The sequence below is a fragment of the Neisseria sp. HMSC15G01 genome, assembly GCF_001808255.1.
GTDB classification, from domain to species: domain Bacteria; phylum Pseudomonadota; class Gammaproteobacteria; order Burkholderiales; family Neisseriaceae; genus Neisseria; species Neisseria subflava_A.
Genome location: NZ_KV792698.1, coordinates 45,059 through 62,138 on the forward strand (window position 1 = coordinate 45,059; position 17,080 = coordinate 62,138).

The window sequence follows — 17,080 nt, forward strand, 5'->3', positions numbered from 1 at the left end:
GCAAAGGCCGTCTGAAAAATTTTCAGACGGCCTCAAAATGCTAAAGGATTCTAAAATGAAGAAGATTACATTCAAACCTGTACTGACCGCCGTTGCCGCCGCCGTGGCTTTGTCGGCCTGTACCATGATGCCGAAATATGAGCAGCCTCAAGTTGCCGTGGCCGATACGTTTAAATACGACACTGTTGACGACGGTATCCGTGCAGCCGAATTGGGTTGGCAAGATTACTTTGCCGATCCTCGCCTTCACCGCCTGATCGACATCGCATTGGAACGCAATACCGATTTGCGTACAGCCGCGCTGAATGCGGAAATCTACCGCAAGCAATACATGATTGCGCGTAATAATTTGTTGCCAACCGTCAATGCCAGCGGTACAGGTTCGCGTCAAGGCAGTTTGAGTGGCGGCAGCGTTAGCAGCCAATACAGCGTGGGTTTGGGCGCAGCCTCTTATGAGCTTGACCTCTTCGGCCGTGTCCGCAGCACCAGCGAAGCCGCGTTGCAAGGTTATTTTAATGTGGCCGCCAACCGCGATGCCGCCCATCTGGCCTTGATTTCTACCGTTGCCAAAGCCTATTTTAACGAGCGCTACGCCGAAGAAGCCATGGCATTGGCACAACGCGTGTTGCAAACCCGTGAAGCGACTTACAAGCTCTCGCAATTGCGCCATAAGGCCGGCGTGATTTCCGCCGTTGATTTGCGCCAACAGGAAGCGCTGATCGAATCGGCCAAAGCTGATTACGCATCCGCGGTAAAGAACCGCGAGCAAGCGCGCAATTCTTTGGCTATGTTGATTAATCAACCTTTACCCGAAGACTTGCCTGCCGGTCTGCCTTTGAGTAAACAGTTCAAAATCACTAAACTGCCTGCCGGTTTGAGTTCGGACGTGTTGCTCAACCGTCCAGATATCCGTGCTGCCGAACACGCGCTCAAACAAGCTAATGCCAATATCGGTGCGGCACGTGCGGCGTTTTTCCCACGTATCAGCCTGACCGGTTCTGTCGGTACCGCTTCCGGCGAGCTGAGCGGTCTGTTTAAGAGCGGTACGGGTATTTGGGCTTTTGCACCGTCAATCACGCTGCCTATCTTTGACTGGGGCACAAACAAAGCCAATCTTGACGTAGCCAAACTGCGCCAACAGGCACAAATCGTTGCTTATGAAGCCGCTGTTCAATCCGCATTCAAAGACGTTTCCAATGCGTTGGTTGCGCGCGAACAGCTGGATAAAAGCTATGCCGCTTTGAGCAAACAAAGCCGTGCCTACAACGACAGCCTGCGCCTCATCAGCCTACGCTACAAACATGGCGTATCCAGTGCATTGGATTTGCTGGACGCCGAGCGCAGCAGTTACGGCGCAGAAACTGCTCTTTTGGCCAATCAGTTGACCCGTTTGGAAAACCTTGCCGACTTGTATAAAGCACTTGGCGGTGGTTTGAAACGAGAGACCAAAGCTGCTGAATAAGTATTTGCTAAGATTAAAAGGCCGTCTGAAACATTTGGATTTCAGACGGCCTTTTTGTTATGCCGCAATTCTAAGCTTTTAATTTCTCGCTTAAAGAACCGACATAGGCTGCGCGTTCGTTACGGCTGAGTTCGGGCTGGTGTGTGTTGAGCGAAGACCATTTGCGGTTGCTTCGTGCTTTGTTGAGTTCGCTTGGCAATTTGGCCGCATTCCATGGCGCTTTGCGTTCTTTTAGCTCGATATGCGATTGAGCCGCATGGCCGCGCGTTTGCAAGACGTGCAACAAATCCAGTGCGCGTGCGGCGAGTAGGGTAAGGGTTTCCGGATCGGTATGCAGGGTTTGTCGGCCGTTGATTTTGTCGGTGATGTCTTGGGCATTGGGCAAAATACCGCCCAACAGGCCGCCGATGGCTGTACCCAAACCAAGCGAGCCGCCAAGCGTGGCAATATCCAAGCCTAATCCGATGAGTGCACCTGCGGTTGCGCCGGTACCGGTACGGATGCCGTAATGTTTGAGCAATTCGCTGTCAAACGGATCTTGTTTGAAGGCTTTGGGCATCCATGTGCTGTCGCTGCCGACTTCGTCGTGATAGAAGCGGTAAAGTGTGAACAGGCGTTGTTGCATTTGCCGCTCAAGTTGTCGGATTTCCGATTGCATGACCTCCAAAGTCGGGGCAGGGTCGTCGTTTTCGGCAATTTCTTGGGTAAATGCGGCGGCATCCAGCAGAAAATCGGCAATTTCACGGCGCGCTTCCGTATCCAGCCGTTGCCACTCGCGACGGCGCATATTGATGAGGCGGTCGAGGATGTCGCGCTTAGGTAACATGGTGGCAAGGTTGTCCCACAATCGGATTTCGCCTTCAAAGTCGAAGGCAACGGTATCGAAACCGGCGTAAACATGCAGGTTTCTGCGGGCGAGCATATTGGTCCAAGCGCTCAGGTCTTGATTTTGGGTGAAGTTGAACACGGGCATGATGGGCTTGGCGCACCAAGATAAAATGGTCAGCTCGTCTTTGTATTTGTCGAGGACGGGTTCCCGCGCGTCGATGACGTACATGGCCATATCGCTTTGCATGACTTGGCGCAGCACTTTGGCCTCTTGGTTGAACTCGTGATGCGCCTCATGACTGCTGAGGAATTGCTGGATGCGTTCGATACCGTCATCGCGTGCGGATGTGTGGGTTTCCAGCCAGTCCAATACGCCGCCGGCATCTTCAAGGCCAGGGGTGTCGTAGAGGTAAACCAAGCTGTCGTCACCGTCGTTTATGAGGGCTTCTTCGACATGGCGCGTGGTGGATGGCGCGTTTTTCACTTCGCCGAAGGTACTGTCGCGCAAAAGCGTACGTAAGAGCGAGGTTTTGCCTGTATTGGTATGGCCGACGACGGCAAGGGAAAGTGGGGTGGTCATGGTCTTTGGGTCGGGTTGATATGGACTATGAATGTGTGAGTATGGAGCCGTTTATCTTTAGTGGCAATATATGTTTCAGACGGCCCTAAATTTTTTATATATGGGCGAAAATAGCAAGAAAAAGAGGGGAATAGCGACTTTGTTGTTTTTTAGCAAAATACTTGAAAATAGATAGGAAAACAGTTGACAGGAGGGTAGAAGGCTAGGATAATTCGCGCCGTTGAGTTGCTTGATGCAGCTTGATTTTTCTCCTCTATTTCTCCTTTGTAGACTTGGCGCATATCAAAACGGTATGCGCATTTTTTTATCTATATTGAAATATGATTACATTTAAAATCTGTAAATCGAATAATTAAGAAACTTTACAAGAAAAATACTTGCGCGGTTGAGTCTCTTGTTGCATAATTCGTTTCGTTAGCTGGTTCGAGTAGTCAGTTAATAGTTTCTCCTCTATTTCTCCTTTGTAGACTTGGCACACATTCTGTCGGATGTGTGCATTTTTTTTTGCCTATTTAAAATAAAGGCCGTCTGAATGTTGTAATATTTCAGACGGCATTTGTGTGTTGAATAGAATTAGATGTCTAATACTACTTCTTCTTTGACTTCTTCCATGACAACATAGCTGCGGCTTTCGGACGCAGCCGGCAGTTGCAGCAGGATATTGCCGAGCATATCGCGATAGGCAGACATATTGGGCAGGCGGACTTTGATAAGGTAGTCGTATTCGCCGGAGACTAAGTGGCATTCCAGAATTTGCGGAATCTTCAGTACTTCGCGTTTGAAGTCTTCAAAAATATTGCCGGATTTGGAACGTAGTTTCAGCTCGACAAAGACCAATAGGCTTTGGCCTAAAGCATGAGGATTCAGATGGGCGTGATAGCCGGTGATAAGGTTGTCGCGTTCCAAACGGCGGACGCGTTCGGTTACCGGCGTGGTGGAGAGGCCGACTTTTTCAGCCAATTCGGTCATGGGGATACGTGCGTTTTGTTGTAGGAGCTTGAGAATTTTTAAGTCGGTTTTGTCGAGTTCTTTCATGGCCTTGATGTCTGTCGTTTTCATTTGGATTGAATCATAACCTTAAAACAGGCTGAGAAGAAGCATAAATGCCTAAAGGTGCGCATGAGGTCTAAATTATGAATAGATTATTCTTGTGGATTTCATGGAATCCTGTGTAGTTTTTGACCTATAATATTTGCTTCAAAGTAATGGGGCAGGCCGTCTGAAACGGAATGCCGATAAGAGGAATACATTATGCGTCCGCTCAATGCGCAAATCCGTTTGGATAATTTACGTCAAAATTATCGTTTTCTCAAAGAGTTGCATGGCAATAAATTGTTGGCTGTGATTAAGGCCGATGCTTACGGTCATGGCGCGGTCAGATGTGCACACGCGTTGGCGGATATTGCCGACGGCTTTGCGGTAGCAACGGTAGATGAAGGCGTGGAACTGCGTCAAAACGGCATTAAAAACCCGATTGTTTTGTTGGAAGGCGTATTTGATGCTGCGGAGTATGCGGATGTTGACCGTTATGATTTGTGGCCGGCAATCGGCAGCCAATGGCAACTGGAGGCATTTGTGCATCATGAGTGGCAACATCCGACAACTGTATGGCTGAAAATGGACTCTGGTATGCACCGTGCCGGTTTCTTTCCACACAATTATGCCGCTGCCTATACTGCATTGAAACAATCCGAATCGGTTGAAAATATTGTGAAATTCAGCCATTTTTCCTGCGCGGACGAACCGGAAAACGGCATGACCGAAATGCAGCTTGAAGCGTTTGATTTGGCGTGTGAAGGTTTGGAAGGCGAAGAGAGTTTGGCCAATTCCGCCGCGATTTTGAACGTGCCTGAAGCGCGCCGCGATTGGGGACGTGCCGGTCTGGCTTTATATGGTATTTCGCCTTTCGGTGGCGTGGATGATCATTTGAAACCGGTTATGCGCCTGACTTCCCGTGTTTTCGGCGAGCGCGTGTTGCAGCCGCATTCTCCGATTGGCTACGGCGCAACGTTCTACACCAGCAAATCTACCCGTGTCGGTTTGATTGCCTGCGGTTATGCCGACGGTTATCCGCGTCGCGCTTCTACTAATTCCCCTGTGGCCGTGGATGGTAAGCGTAGCCGTATTATCGGCAGGGTATCTATGGATATGATTACGGTTGAACTGGAAGCCTCGAAAGAGGGCTTGGGTGCGGAAGTCGAGCTTTGGGGCGATGTGATTAATATCAATGAAGTTTCCGAAGTTGCCGGTATGATTCCGTACGAAATCCTTTGCAATATTAAACGTGCGAAGTTTACTTATATCGAGTAAGCAGTAAAAGATCAGGCCGTCTGAAATGTGTTTTCAGATGGCCTTTTTGTTATCTGCAATTAAAACGATTCGTCAGCGCGTAAATAACGCCATTTGCCCGGCGGCAGTCGGCCAAGTTTGACTTTGCCCATGCGGATGCGTTTCAAACCGATGACGCGCAGGCCGACAAGTTCGCACATGCGGCGGATTTGTCGTTTTTTGCCTTGTCGCAAAATAAAGCGCAACTGGTCTTCGTTTTGCCATTCGACTTTGGCGGGACGCAATTTTTCTCCGTCCAAACTCAAGCCGTGGTTGAGCAGGGCGAGGCCTTTGTCGTCCAGTTTGCCGCGGACGCGGACGAGGTATTCTTTTTCGCTGCTGCTGTTTTCGCCAATCAGTTGTTTGGCAATGCGGCCGTCCTGAGTGAGTACCAACAATCCGACAGAGTCAATGTCCAAGCGGCCGGCAGGGGCTAAGCCGAATTTGTGCTTTTCGCTGAAAGGGATACGGCTGTCGTCGCCTTCCCAATGGTTGTCGGCGGTAATGAGTTCTGCGGCAGATTTATAGCCTTTTTCTGCCTGCGCGCTGACGTAGCCGACGGGTTTATTCAGAAGGATGGTTACACGCGCTGCTTGTTTTTCATGGGCTTGTTTGTTGAGGTCGATGCGGTCGCGCTCGGTGACTTTTTGACCGAGTACGGCGGTTTGGCCGTTTACTTTGACCCAGCCTTGCTCGATGTAGCTGTCTGCCTCGCGGCGCGAGCATAAGCCTAATTGCGCCATGCGTTTGGAGAGGCGCATGGTTTCGGAATCGTTGTTTTGCATGGTATGGCAATATAGAGAAATGGGAATGTCGGATTATAGCATTGACTGTTTGTCAGGCCGTCTGAAAACTGAATATTTGGGTTTTCAGACGGCCTTTCGTTTGCTATATGTTAAGGAATATTTGGTTTTGAAGTAAAAAATGAAGGGTATATTGTCTGTTTGTGTTAACCTTACGGACGAACTAATCATTTTGTTTTCAGTCGAATTGGGGTTGAAATGACATTTCACTCATGAAATCATGAAGACTATAATGACTGGTCTTTCTGAAGCGCATTAAGGCAGTTTGTCGCTAAAGCAAGCCTTGGTGCATCACGTTTTAAGGATAAATCAATGAAATCGCTCAAATCATTTTTGATTTGGGGCATTGTGGTTTTGGTCGGCCTGGCCTCCTTTACCACTTTGGCCCTCAGTCGCGGCGAGCGTGTCAGTGCGATTTGGATGGTTACGGCCGCCATTTCGGTATACTGCATTGCCTACCGTTTTTACAGTCTTTACATTGCCAACCGTGTGATGCAGCTTGATCCTAACCGTCTGACTCCGGCAGAACGCCACAATGACGGCTTGGACTATGTTCCCACACATAAAGGCGTACTGTTCGGCCACCACTTTGCCGCTATTGCCGGCGCAGGTCCTTTGGTTGGTCCTGTATTGGCAGCGCAAATGGGTTATCTGCCCGGTACTTTGTGGATTATCTTCGGCGTGGTATTTGCCGGTGCCGTACAGGATATGATGGTACTGTTTGTTTCTATGCGCCGTGACGGTAAGTCTTTGGGCGATATCGTGAAACAAGAACTCGGTACTGTTCCCGGCGTGATTGCATCCATCGGTATTTTGATGATTATGGTCATCATTATGGCGGTGTTGGCGCTGATCGTTGTGAAAGCATTGGTTCACAGCCCTTGGGGTACGTTCACCATCGCAGCGACTATGCCGATTGCCCTGTTTATGGGTATCTACACCCGTTACATCCGTCCGGGCAAAATTGGCGAGATTTCCATCGTCGGCTTTATTTTGCTGATGTTGGCTGTGATTTACGGTGAAGATGTTGCCCACAGCTCCTTCGGCCATTGGTTCGACCTTGATGGCATTCAGCTGACTTGGGCGATTATGATTTACGGTTTCGTGGCTTCCGTATTGCCGGTTTGGCTCTTGCTGACTCCGCGCGACTATCTGTCTACCTTCCTGAAAATCGGTACGATTGCAGCTTTGGCTTTGGGTATCGTTATTGTTAACCCGACTCTGCAAATGCCTGCAGTTACCCACTTTATTGACGGTTCAGGCCCAGTATTCTCTGGTGCATTGTTCCCATTCTTATTCATTACCATTGCTTGTGGTGCGGTTTCAGGCTTCCATGCGTTGATTTCTTCAGGTACTACGCCAAAAATGGTGGAAAACGAAACCCACGTCCGCATGATCGGTTACGGTGGCATGATTATGGAAAGCTTTGTGGCCATTATGGCTCTGGCTGCTGCCGCTTCGCTTGATCCAGGCGTGTACTTCGCGATGAACAGCCCGGCCGCGCTGATTGGTACAGATGCCAACACAGCTGCCGAAGTCATTACCACTAAACTGAACTTCCCTGTTGATGCCGCAACCTTGTTGCACACTGCTAGAGAAGTGGGCGAAAACACCATTCTGTCCCGTGCAGGTGGCGCACCAACCCTTGCAGTCGGTATGGCACACATCATGAGCCGTCTGATTCCGGGCGAAGCCATGATGGCGTTCTGGTATCACTTTGCCTTGCTGTTTGAAGCCTTGTTCATCTTGACCGCGGTTGACGCAGGTACACGCGTTGCCCGTTTCATGATTCAAGACTTGGGCAGTATCTTCTACAAACCATTCGGTAATACCGACTCTATCCCTGCCAACTTGGTTGCAACATTCTTTGCCGTGGCATTGTGGGGTTACTTCCTCTATACCGGCGTAACCGACCCTCTGGGTGGTATCAACTCGCTCTGGCCGTTGTTCGGTATCGCCAACCAAATGCTTGCAGGCGTAGCGTTGATTATGTGTACCGTTGTATTGGTGAAAATGAAACGCGACCGCTATGTTTGGGTAACTTTGGTTCCTGCTTTCGGCGTATTGTTTGTAACCTGCTATGCCGGTTTGCAAAAACTGTTCCACAGCGACCCGCGCATCAGCTTCTTGGCTCACGCAGGCAAATACCGCGATGCCTTGGCTTCAGGCGAAGTCCTTGCTCCTGCTAAAGACATTGGCGAAATGTCACAAATCATCTTCAACGACCAAATCAATGCCGGTCTGACCGCTTTGTTCCTGGCAGTTGTCGTGATTGTCGCCGTGTACGGTTTCCGTACCGCCATGAAAGCCCGCAAAGTCGGCTGGCCAACTGCTAAAGAAATTCCAGCAGTGTACCGCGACGGTAAACAGCCGGAGGCTCAGAATGAAGCATAAGCTTGCCTCTTGGTGGAAAACCATCAAGTTGACAGCAAACTTGATGGCCGGTGTCCCAGATTATGAAAACTACGTTGCCCGCCAGCGCAAACATAATCCCAATGCGCCGGTCATGACCGAGCTGCAATTCCAAGACTACTGCCGCAAACGCCGTTGCGGTAGCAACGGCGGACGCTGTTGTTAATGAAGGCATGAAAAAAGGCCGTCTGAAAATACTTTCAGATGGCCTTTTTAGTTCGATAAATTATTTATCTTGAGCGTTTTTTTGTTCGCGGACAACCCATTGGGCAATGTCAGAACCCAATACTTTGGAAGTACGGTTCAAGACGGCACAAGAGCTTTTATAAGCGCCAAACATACCGCCGGAAGAATTGCGGGTAAAGGTTTTTTTGCCAACTTGTTTACCGTCAACATACAAAGTGGCTGAAACAGCCATACCTTTGGCGTGACTGATAAAGGCATTGCCTGCACTCATGGCCGAAGTAATGGCGATATCTGCGTATGTGCCTTGTTTTTTACCGTCACGGACAACCGTTACATCGCTTTTGGCTGCAGTTTCTTGCAAAGATTTGGACATGATGCCGCCCACTTCTAAACACTCGGAAACAATACGGGTATCGATTTCTTCTTCATCGCGGTAAGGGATGCTTTCATCAATATGGACATCCGCGCTGGCGAATGCAGACGCAAACAAGAATGCGGTTGCAAGGATACGGTTAGGAGACATAGTAGGGTACCTGAAATGGAATGTTAAAAAGAGTTGTTATTGTATAACGGCATTTACACTCAATCAACATAAGTTAAATAGGAAAAGATTTTGTTGAAATAGCTGTTATAGCAAGATAATCAAAAGGCCGTCTGAAATACTGCTATTCAGACGGCCTTTTGATTAAGGTATTAATTTGTTCTGGTCAAATAAGGCAGGGGATCGACTGCTTTGCCGTTTAGACGAACTTCAAAATGAAGCTTGACGCTGTCTGTATCGCTGCTGCCCATGGTGGCGATAACTTGACCTGCTTGGACTTTTTGATCTTTTTGTACCAAAAGCGTGTCGTTGTGGGCATAGGCGGTAATGGTGTAATCGTTGTGGCTGATTAAAATCAGCTTGCCGTAGCCGCGGACTTCTTCGCCAACGTAGATGACGGTACCGGCTGCGGCAGAACGGATTTGTTGGCCTTGCGTGCCTGCAATATCTATGCCTTTGCTGGTTGTGCCGTTGTAGCGTTGGATAATGGAGGATGAGGCGTTATCGGTCGGCCATTGCAGGTTCAATCGGTTGATCGGAGTAACGGCAGTAGTTTGGCGTTGCTGTGTTGCGGTGCTGCGTGGGGCGACATGACGGCGGACGCGCAATACTTGACCGACTTCGATTTGTGAGGCGTTGGGAAGATTGTTCCATGCAACCAGTGTATTGACGTTTTGTCCGTAGCGTTTGGCGATTTGGGTCAGGGTATCGCCGGGGCGGACTTTGTAGTAGCCGTCGGGTACGGCGCGGTTGGAAGAGGTATTGTTGCCGGCGCAGGCTGCTAAGACGGCAATGGTGCTGATGAGTGCCAGACGTTTCAAGGCCGTCTGAAAGGTGGAAATAAAGTTTGTATTCATGGGTTGTTTCTAAATGTATCGTTATGCTGTGTATGATAGATAGGAAGAGTTGAAAAAGGTTCACTCAAAAGGCATGGAATAAACTGCATAAAGGCAGTATATTAACATTGAAAATTTGTGAATATGTCGGCATATTTTTTTATCATTTTGATGATAAAGGATTTTTTTGATAAGGTAAAAGAAAGTGAAAGTTTTTTCAGACGGCATTGAATAAGGCAATAAAAATCCCCTGCCGGGATAAACGGGCAGGGGATTTTTGTATTATCGAACTTATTTGTTCAATTCGTTAGCCAGATACAGCCAGGTTTCAATAACGGTATCAGGGTTGAGCGATACGCTTTCGATACCTTCTTCAACCAGCCATTTGGCAAAGTCCGGATGGTCTGATGGACCTTGACCGCAAATGCCGACGTATTTATTTTGTTTGCGGCAGGCAGAGATTGCCAAGTGCAACATCACTTTAACGGCAGGATTACGTTCGTCAAAGGAGTCGGATACCAAGCCGCTGTCACGGTCGAGGCCGAGGGTCAGCTGGGTCATGTCGTTAGAGCCGATGGAGAAGCCGTCGAAGTATTGCAGGAATTGTTCTGCCAATACCGCGTTGCTTGGCAATTCGCACATCATGATCAGGCGCAGACCGTTTTTGCCGCGTTCCAAACCGTTTTCTTTCAGGGCTTTAACAACAGCTTCTGCTTCACCCAAAGTACGAACGAATGGAATCATGATTTCGACGTTGGTCAAACCCATTTCATCGCGAACGCGTTTCAAGGCTTTACACTCGAGTGCGAAGCAGTCTTTGAAGTTATCGGCTACATAACGCGCTGCACCACGGAAGCCCAACATTGGGTTTTCTTCGTGAGGTTCGTAGATGCTGCCACCCACCAAGTTAGCGTACTCGTTGGATTTGAAGTCAGACATACGAACGATGGTTTTGCGTGGATAAACCGAAGCAGCCAAAGTTGCCACACCTTCCGCGATTTTATCGACATAGAAGTCAACAGGAGAAGCGTAGCCGGCGATGCGGCGGGTAATTTCAGCTTTCAACTCGTCGTCTTGTTTGTCAAATTCCAACAAGGCTTTAGGGTGGATACCGATTTGACGGTTGATAATAAATTCCATACGTGCCAAGCCGATACCTTCGCTAGGCAGGTTGGCGAAGCTGAATGCCAATTCAGGGTTACCAACGTTCATCATCACTTTGACAGGGGCTTTAGGCATGTTGTCCAAAGCAACATCGGTAACTTGTACGTCCAGCAGGCCGGAGTAGATGAAGCCGGTATCGCCTTCGGCACAAGATACGGTAACTTCTTGGCCGTCTGAAAGCAGATCGGTAGCATCGCCACAACCTACAACAGCCGGAATACCCAATTCACGCGCGATAATCGCTGCGTGGCAGGTACGGCCGCCACGGTTGGTCACGATGGCAGAAGCACGTTTCATCACCGGTTCCCAATCCGGGTCGGTCATGTCGGTAACGAGTACGTCGCCTGCTTCAACGGAATCCATCTCGGAAGCATCTTTCACCAAGCGAACTTTACCTTGGCCAACTTTTTGACCGATGGCTCGGCCTTCGCACAAGACGACTTTTTCGCCGTTGATAGAGAAGCGGCGCAGATTGCGGCTGCCGTCTTCTTGAGATTTCACGGTTTCAGGACGCGCTTGCAGGATGTAGAGTTTGCCATCCAAGCCGTCGCGGCCCCATTCGATGTCCATTGGGCGGCCGTAGTGTTTTTCGATGGTCAGCGCGTAATGAGCCAACTCGGTTACTTCGGCGTCGGTAATGGAGAAGCGTTGACGGTCTTCTGCAGGTACATCAACGTTGGTTACAGATTTACCGGCTTCGGCTTTGTCGGTAAAGATCATTTTGATTTGTTTCGAACCCATGGTTTTGCGCAGGATAGCCGGTTTGCCTGCTTTCAAAGTAGGTTTGAATACATAGAATTCGTCAGGGTTTACCGCGCCTTGTACGACGTTTTCGCCCAGGCCGTAAGAAGAGGTAACGAAAACGACTTGGTCGTAACCAGATTCGGTATCGATGGTAAACATCACACCGGAAGCACCGCTGTCAGAGCGCACCATGCGTTGTACGCCTGCGGAAAGGGCAACGATGTCGTGTTCGAAGCCTTTGTGGACACGGTAAGAAATGGCACGGTCGTTGTACAGGGAAGCAAATACATGGTGCATGGCTTCTTTAACGTTATCCAAGCCATTGATATTCAGGAAGGTTTCTTGTTGGCCGGCGAAAGAAGCGTCCGGCAAGTCTTCTGCTGTTGCGGAAGAACGTACGGCAACGGAAATGTCCGCACCGCCGGCATCAGCAACCATTTTGTTCCAAGCTGTTTCGATTTCAGCATCCAGCTGGTCAGGGAACGGAGTATCCAAAATCCATTGACGGATTTCTTTACCCACGCGCGCCAACTCGGCAACGTCTTCAACATCCAGTTGTTTCAGGGCTTCGGAAATACGCTCGCTCAGACCATTGTGAGCCAGGAAAGCACGATAAGCTTCGGCTGTGGTTGCAAAACCGCCGGGAACGCGCACGCCTTTTTCAGTCAGTTGGCTGATCATTTCGCCCAAAGAGGCATTTTTACCGCCCACTCGCTCAACGTCAGTCATACGCAGGTTTTCAAACCAAATAACGTAGTTTTCGGCCATTTGTGTGTCCAATCCAATCCAAAAAATGTTAAAAAAGAAACAAATCCGCCTGCTTATTGTAGCCATTCGTTTGATGGCTGTCATGTGTTTTATCTTTTTAAAAATCACAAATTCGTCTGTGATATTGTGCTTTTCAGGCGTGTAGCCTTCTGAAATGTGAATATCAGATTCATGTTTTTACGTGTTATCTTCTTGTTAAATATGGAAAACAAAATAAGTTAATAAATTTGATAAACAAGATTTATTTTGCAATTTTAGAATAAAATTCTACAAAATAGAAAAAAATAAAATTTTGTGCCAATTTAAAAATTGTTCAAATTTGTTGTAATCCTGTGTAATCTGTCGGGAATCGCTTTATTGCAAAGGCTGTAACTGCTATGATTGCCGTCTGAAACGTTACCCTCAAGAGGATTCATTATGACTGATCCACGCCAAGTCTTCTATATTTCCGACCGAACCGGCCTGACCGCTGAAAATATCGGTGAAGCCTTGCTGAACCAATTTGGCAATGTTGAGTTCAAACGCCATACCTATCCGTTTATCGATACGCCTGAAAAAGCGCGTGCTGTTGTAGACAAAGTCAACCAGTCAGCTGAAAAATTCGGCGTGCGCCCGATTGCTTTTGTCAGTGTGGTCAATGACGAAATCCGTGAAATCATCAAGAAAGCCAATGCGTTCCATATTAATTTCTTTGAAACCTTTCTCGGTCTTTTGGAAAAGGAACTCAATACGGAGGCGGTTGCCGCCCGGCAGGGGCACCACAGTATCGGCAATACCCAACGCTATGATGCGCGTATGGAGGCGGTCAATTTTTCACTGAATCATGATGACGGCGTCAGCGATAAAAACCTGCAGGAAGCGGATGTGATTTTGATGGGCGTGTCCCGTTCCGGCAAAACGCCGACTTGTCTCTATCTGGCCTTGCAATACGGTATCCGTGCCGCCAACTATCCATTGATTCCTGATGATTTGGAATCCACAGATTTGCCGCGTATGGTCAAGCCTTATAAAGACAAGCTGTTTGGTTTGACCATTCAGCCTGAACGCTTGCAGGCAATCCGTCAGGAGCGCCGTCCTAATTCGACTTATGCCAAAATCGATACTTGCCGCAGCGAGATTGCCGATGCGCAAAATATGTTCAAACGCCACGGTGTGCCGTTTACCAATACAACCGATAAATCTGTGGAAGAACTCGCCGTTCATATCTTGCAGGCTTGCAAGCTGAAACGCCGTTTCTAAATGAAATGATAAAAGGCCGTCTGAAATTTCAGACGGCCTTTTTTTATTTTGTGTATTAAGTCTTAGGCAGGGTAACACCGGTTTGTCCCATGTATTTGCCGTTGCGGTCTTTGTATGAAGTTTCGCAGACTTCATCGCTTTCAAAGAACAAGACTTGAGCCACGCCTTCGCCGGCATAGATTTTGGCAGGCAGGGGGGTGGTGTTGGAAAACTCAAGCGTAACGTAGCCTTCCCACTCTGGCTCAAACGGGGTAACGTTGACGATGATGCCGCAGCGTGCGTAAGTGGATTTCCCTAAGCAGACAGTCAGGACGTTGCGCGGGATGCGGAAATATTCGACTGTGCGCGCCAAAGCAAAGGAGTTGGGCGGAATGATGCAGCAGTCATCTTCGACTGTAACGAAGTTTTTCGGGTCGAAGTTTTTCGGGTCGACGATGGTGCTGTTGATATTGGTGAAGATTTTAAATTCATTGGCACAGCGGATGTCGTAGCCGTAGCTGGATGTGCCGTAGGAAATGATGCGTTGACCGTTGGCCTCTTTGATTTGGTTGGGCTCGAACGGCTCAATCATGCCGTGTTCTTCGGCCATGCGGCGTATCCATTTGTCGGATTTAATGCTCATGGTGGTTGTCCTGAGGTAAGGGTTGTTTGGAAATTCTTTGAAATCAACACGACAGCCTTTAGACAGGCTTGTCAATTGATGTTTCAGACGGCCTAAAAGCTGGATAAGGCCGTCTGAAAGGCTGTTTATTTGGTTTTGGAAGCAGATTTCTTAGGCAGTTTGACTTCTTTAATCATACCGTCTTCGCATTTCATGATGAAGACTGGTGTGCCGTTTTGGGAGGCAGTAAAGTTTCCGTGCGCCCTGCCTTTTTTGAACACGCCCTCCAGCGTCATATTGCGTAATTTGGCGCTGTTGGAGGAGAAAGGTTCGATAAAGGTTTCGCCGTTGCCGGAAACGGTATATACGCCTTTGCCGTCAAATTTGCCGTTTTTAAATGTGCCGACATAACTGCGGCCGTCTTGGCATTTCCATGTACCTTTACCGGACGGTTTGCCGTCTTTGCCGACATCGCCATCATAAGCGCAACCTTTTTCCTGATAAGGATTGATGGTTTCAGCAATGGCAGGCGTGCCCAGCATGAAGGCGATAGGGAGTAGGGCGAGGTATTTCATCATTCATTCCTTTTTGCAGGCAGTTTCAGACGGCCTGATATTGGGATTCAAAAGTCAGCAGGGTTTCAGCAATATGGCGTGGCAATATGGCTAAAGCGTGTTCGCGCATAGACGTAGGGATACCGTAGCAGGCTTCGGCAATACTGCCGGTAATGGCCGCCAAGGTATCGCTGTCTCCGCCAAGGGAAACTGCCAGTCGGATGGCGTGTTCAAAATCATCGCTTTCAAGAAAGGCAGTAATCGCTTGAGGCACGGTTTCCTGACAGCTTTCGTTGAAATGATAATGCGGGCGGATTTGGTCGCAACTTTGGCTCAAGTCGTAGCCGAATTGTCGTGTAATGTTTTCTTTAATTTGCGCTTTGCTTATACCAGTACGCGCCCAAAAGATGGCGGCGGCTACGGCTTGCGCACCTTTAATGCCTTCCGGGTGGTTGTGCGTTACGATAGCGGATTGTTCGGCAAAATGCAGGGTTTCTTCCAATGTGGCAAATGTCCAACCAACGGCAGAAACACGCATGGCCGAGCCGTTGCCCCAGCTATTATAAGGTTCTGGATCTTTCCATTCTATCCATTGTGAGAAGCGGCCGCCATATGCGCCTTTAGCGCAGGGATATGCCCTACACCAGCCTTGTAAAATAGAGGCCAAATTATCGTTGCAGCCTTGTAAAACCCAATCGGCGATGGCAACAGTGCAAATCGTGTCATCTGTAAAGTCGCTGTCGGGGCTGAAAATGTCAAAATCGGTGTGACGGTAGTTGTCAAACTCAAATCGTGATCCGGCAATATCGCCGATGACTGCGCCCAACATCATGACATCCTTTCTGATACTTCTATCGTCGTTACCGTACCGTCTGCCAAACGGCTGTTGGCAGGTACAAATACCACCATCAGCGTAGGATTTCCACGTGCCATCATCGGCATCAGACTAAGCGGCATATTTGGATCGGTTTTCTGAAAGCGTATCCGTTCATCACCTACACCAAACAACCTGTTTGGATGGCTGTGTGCCGCCTCATCCATTCCGGCCTGCAGGATTTTTTGTTTTTCGGCCGGAGTTTTACCGGTTAGCAGGCTTGGATTGGTTTTCTCAAAGAAGTTAGATTTTGCCAGCGTCCAATAAGTATCACCGGGCTGCCCGCTGGGGTTTTGGGTTTTCATCTTATGGGCAAAATAATCAACAGCCTGTTGCTGGTTCATTGCCTTGATTGCTTCTGTATTTGAGCCGTATTTGGTTTCTTTTGGGTTGTTCCGCAAATCAAACTGAAAACGGTTGTATTCGGCTTTTCCTTCTTCATAAACAAATCTTCGTGCATATTCATTCGCTGTTATATTGCGATTTCCATCAATATCAAGATCAAGCTTGGAAATGGTTTTCGACAAACCATGTCCTAACTCATGAGCCCAATCAGAAGCAGTCAGATATCTTTTGTCTGCCGTACTGAATACAATACTTCTATTTTCTTTACTGCCAATTAGTTTGCTTTGGAAAAATATGCCGGAATATTTAGTGTATTGCTTGAATACTCCCTAACCCCCATTGATTGATAAAGTTATGGGTTTGCCCCAGTAAAATTGAATCCCGAATAATCTGATTAACTTCCGAAACAGGCATCCCTAATTTTAAAAAATGCTGCCGGATTTGTGTTTTTGTAGCCATACCATATACCTTTAAAATTAAATACTATCGACTATCTGATAAGAAAGATGCTGGAAATATCATTAATGCATTTGTCTGTTGGATGCTGAAATAATATTCCTGCACCTTTCTCCTCCCTTATAACCAAATGTCTATCACTCCCGATCAAATGGTTGTTTTCATCTACTGCTACTTGTTTTACTACCGTATACCTAGGAAAAACTTGTTCTGTTCCATTGTTAAAGCATACGCTGACCGGGCTTAGGATATGAGATGAAACATAGGGTTTCGGCAAATCATCAGGATAACGGTCGTCAGGAAACAATGAACGGTATCGTTTTATATAATCAGGCGTTGCTTCGATTTCTAAAAAAGTA

At 48.2% G+C, this 17,080-nt stretch carries 16 protein-coding genes and 1 pseudogene; 5 read left to right on the forward strand and 12 right to left on the reverse strand.

Going from position 1 to position 17,080, the window contains the following annotated elements:
- Positions 1-55: 55 nt before the first annotated feature.
- Positions 56-1,462: an efflux transporter outer membrane subunit gene (locus tag HMPREF3139_RS10335; RefSeq protein WP_107811059.1), complete on the forward strand. Its 1,407-nt coding sequence runs from the start codon at positions 56-58 to the stop codon at positions 1,460-1,462.
- Between the two features lie 70 nt (positions 1,463-1,532).
- Here HMPREF3139_RS10335 and HMPREF3139_RS10340 read toward each other — a convergent pair whose 3' ends face one another.
- Together HMPREF3139_RS10340 and HMPREF3139_RS10345 are read right to left on the reverse strand one after the other, a co-directional pair.
- Positions 1,533-2,870, reverse strand: coding sequence for a GTPase/DUF3482 domain-containing protein (locus HMPREF3139_RS10340; protein WP_070462006.1), 1,338 nt, complete (start codon positions 2,868-2,870; stop codon positions 1,533-1,535).
- A 573-nt stretch (positions 2,871-3,443) separates the two neighbouring features.
- Positions 3,444-3,905: a winged helix-turn-helix transcriptional regulator gene (locus HMPREF3139_RS10345; protein ID WP_079453694.1), complete on the reverse strand. Its 462-nt coding sequence runs from the start codon at positions 3,903-3,905 to the stop codon at positions 3,444-3,446.
- A gap of 216 nt (positions 3,906-4,121) precedes the next feature.
- Here HMPREF3139_RS10345 and alr point away from each other — a divergent pair, with 216 nt between their 5' ends.
- On the forward strand, positions 4,122-5,180 hold the full coding sequence (gene alr / locus HMPREF3139_RS10350) for an alanine racemase (RefSeq protein WP_070462007.1): 1,059 nt from the start codon (positions 4,122-4,124) through the stop codon (positions 5,178-5,180).
- A gap of 59 nt (positions 5,181-5,239) precedes the next feature.
- On the opposite strand, the gene HMPREF3139_RS10355 is transcribed toward alr, so the two are convergent.
- Positions 5,240-5,983, reverse strand: a complete 744-nt coding sequence (locus tag HMPREF3139_RS10355) for a pseudouridine synthase (protein ID WP_070462009.1) — start codon at positions 5,981-5,983, stop codon at positions 5,240-5,242.
- A 330-nt stretch (positions 5,984-6,313) separates the two neighbouring features.
- Here HMPREF3139_RS10355 and HMPREF3139_RS10360 point away from each other — a divergent pair, with 330 nt between their 5' ends.
- On the forward strand, positions 6,314-8,395 hold the full coding sequence (locus tag HMPREF3139_RS10360; protein WP_070462011.1) for a carbon starvation CstA family protein: 2,082 nt from the start codon (positions 6,314-6,316) through the stop codon (positions 8,393-8,395).
- Entirely contained in the window at positions 8,385-8,579 is a 195-nt protein-coding gene (locus HMPREF3139_RS10365; protein WP_049343946.1) for a YbdD/YjiX family protein, read from the forward strand. Before HMPREF3139_RS10360 ends, HMPREF3139_RS10365 begins: the two co-directional genes overlap by 11 nt.
- 60 nt (positions 8,580-8,639) lie before the next feature.
- Here HMPREF3139_RS10365 and HMPREF3139_RS10370 read toward each other — a convergent pair whose 3' ends face one another.
- The 3 genes from HMPREF3139_RS10370 to ppsA all read right to left on the reverse strand — a co-directional run bounded on the left by HMPREF3139_RS10370 (position 8,640) and on the right by ppsA (position 12,652).
- Positions 8,640-9,122, reverse strand: coding sequence for a hypothetical protein (locus HMPREF3139_RS10370; protein ID WP_070462013.1), 483 nt, complete (start codon positions 9,120-9,122; stop codon positions 8,640-8,642).
- 170 nt (positions 9,123-9,292) lie between these two features.
- Positions 9,293-9,997, reverse strand: a complete 705-nt coding sequence (locus HMPREF3139_RS10375; protein WP_070462015.1) for a peptidoglycan DD-metalloendopeptidase family protein — start codon at positions 9,995-9,997, stop codon at positions 9,293-9,295.
- 270 nt (positions 9,998-10,267) lie between these two features.
- On the reverse strand, positions 10,268-12,652 hold the full coding sequence (ppsA, locus tag HMPREF3139_RS10380) for a phosphoenolpyruvate synthase (RefSeq protein WP_070462017.1): 2,385 nt from the start codon (positions 12,650-12,652) through the stop codon (positions 10,268-10,270).
- A gap of 417 nt (positions 12,653-13,069) precedes the next feature.
- Here ppsA and HMPREF3139_RS10385 point away from each other — a divergent pair, with 417 nt between their 5' ends.
- Entirely contained in the window at positions 13,070-13,891 is an 822-nt protein-coding gene (locus HMPREF3139_RS10385) for a posphoenolpyruvate synthetase regulatory kinase/phosphorylase PpsR (protein ID WP_036491303.1), read from the forward strand.
- A 55-nt stretch (positions 13,892-13,946) separates the two neighbouring features.
- On the opposite strand, the gene dcd is transcribed toward HMPREF3139_RS10385, so the two are convergent.
- The 6 genes and pseudogenes from dcd to HMPREF3139_RS11120 all read right to left on the reverse strand — a co-directional run.
- On the reverse strand, positions 13,947-14,513 hold the full coding sequence (gene dcd / locus HMPREF3139_RS10390; protein ID WP_003680541.1) for a dCTP deaminase: 567 nt from the start codon (positions 14,511-14,513) through the stop codon (positions 13,947-13,949).
- Positions 14,514-14,638: 125 nt separating this feature from the next.
- Complete coding sequence (locus tag HMPREF3139_RS10395) at positions 14,639-15,070, reverse strand: MORN repeat-containing protein (protein WP_070462019.1); 432 nt, start codon at positions 15,068-15,070, stop codon at positions 14,639-14,641.
- A gap of 22 nt (positions 15,071-15,092) precedes the next feature.
- Complete coding sequence (locus HMPREF3139_RS10400; protein WP_070462021.1) at positions 15,093-15,875, reverse strand: ADP-ribosylglycohydrolase family protein; 783 nt, start codon at positions 15,873-15,875, stop codon at positions 15,093-15,095.
- Positions 15,875-16,447 carry a hypothetical protein gene (locus tag HMPREF3139_RS11350; protein ID WP_070462023.1) on the reverse strand — a complete coding sequence of 191 codons (573 nt, stop codon included), beginning with the start codon at positions 16,445-16,447 and terminating at the stop codon, positions 15,875-15,877. Before HMPREF3139_RS11350 ends, HMPREF3139_RS10400 begins: the two co-directional genes overlap by 1 nt.
- Before the next feature lie 124 nt (positions 16,448-16,571).
- A complete protein-coding gene (locus tag HMPREF3139_RS11355) occupies positions 16,572-16,724 on the reverse strand; it encodes a hypothetical protein (RefSeq protein WP_283127022.1) in 153 nt (50 codons plus the stop codon).
- A gap of 31 nt (positions 16,725-16,755) precedes the next feature.
- Positions 16,756-17,080 (reverse strand): annotated as a pseudogene (locus tag HMPREF3139_RS11120) (hypothetical protein); the annotation flags it as partial.

Coding starts and splice junctions, on each gene's coding strand:
- HMPREF3139_RS10335 (WP_107811059.1), top strand. CDS start 56: ATGAAGAAGATTACATTCAAACCTGTACTGACCGCCGTTGCCGCCGCC.
- HMPREF3139_RS10340 (WP_070462006.1), bottom strand. CDS start 2,870: ATGACCACCCCACTTTCCCTTGCCGTCGTCGGCCATACCAATACAGGC.
- HMPREF3139_RS10345 (WP_079453694.1), bottom strand. CDS start 3,905: ATGAAAGAACTCGACAAAACCGACTTAAAAATTCTCAAGCTCCTACAA.
- alr (WP_070462007.1), top strand. CDS start 4,122: ATGCGTCCGCTCAATGCGCAAATCCGTTTGGATAATTTACGTCAAAAT.
- HMPREF3139_RS10355 (WP_070462009.1), bottom strand. CDS start 5,983: ATGCAAAACAACGATTCCGAAACCATGCGCCTCTCCAAACGCATGGCG.
- HMPREF3139_RS10360 (WP_070462011.1), top strand. CDS start 6,314: ATGAAATCGCTCAAATCATTTTTGATTTGGGGCATTGTGGTTTTGGTC.
- HMPREF3139_RS10365 (WP_049343946.1), top strand. CDS start 8,385: ATGAAGCATAAGCTTGCCTCTTGGTGGAAAACCATCAAGTTGACAGCA.
- HMPREF3139_RS10370 (WP_070462013.1), bottom strand. CDS start 9,122: ATGTCTCCTAACCGTATCCTTGCAACCGCATTCTTGTTTGCGTCTGCA.
- HMPREF3139_RS10375 (WP_070462015.1), bottom strand. CDS start 9,997: ATGAATACAAACTTTATTTCCACCTTTCAGACGGCCTTGAAACGTCTG.
- ppsA (WP_070462017.1), bottom strand. CDS start 12,652: ATGGCCGAAAACTACGTTATTTGGTTTGAAAACCTGCGTATGACTGAC.
- HMPREF3139_RS10385 (WP_036491303.1), top strand. CDS start 13,070: ATGACTGATCCACGCCAAGTCTTCTATATTTCCGACCGAACCGGCCTG.
- dcd (WP_003680541.1), bottom strand. CDS start 14,513: ATGAGCATTAAATCCGACAAATGGATACGCCGCATGGCCGAAGAACAC.
- HMPREF3139_RS10395 (WP_070462019.1), bottom strand. CDS start 15,070: ATGATGAAATACCTCGCCCTACTCCCTATCGCCTTCATGCTGGGCACG.
- HMPREF3139_RS10400 (WP_070462021.1), bottom strand. CDS start 15,875: ATGTTGGGCGCAGTCATCGGCGATATTGCCGGATCACGATTTGAGTTT.
- HMPREF3139_RS11355 (WP_283127022.1), bottom strand. CDS start 16,724: ATGGCTACAAAAACACAAATCCGGCAGCATTTTTTAAAATTAGGGATG.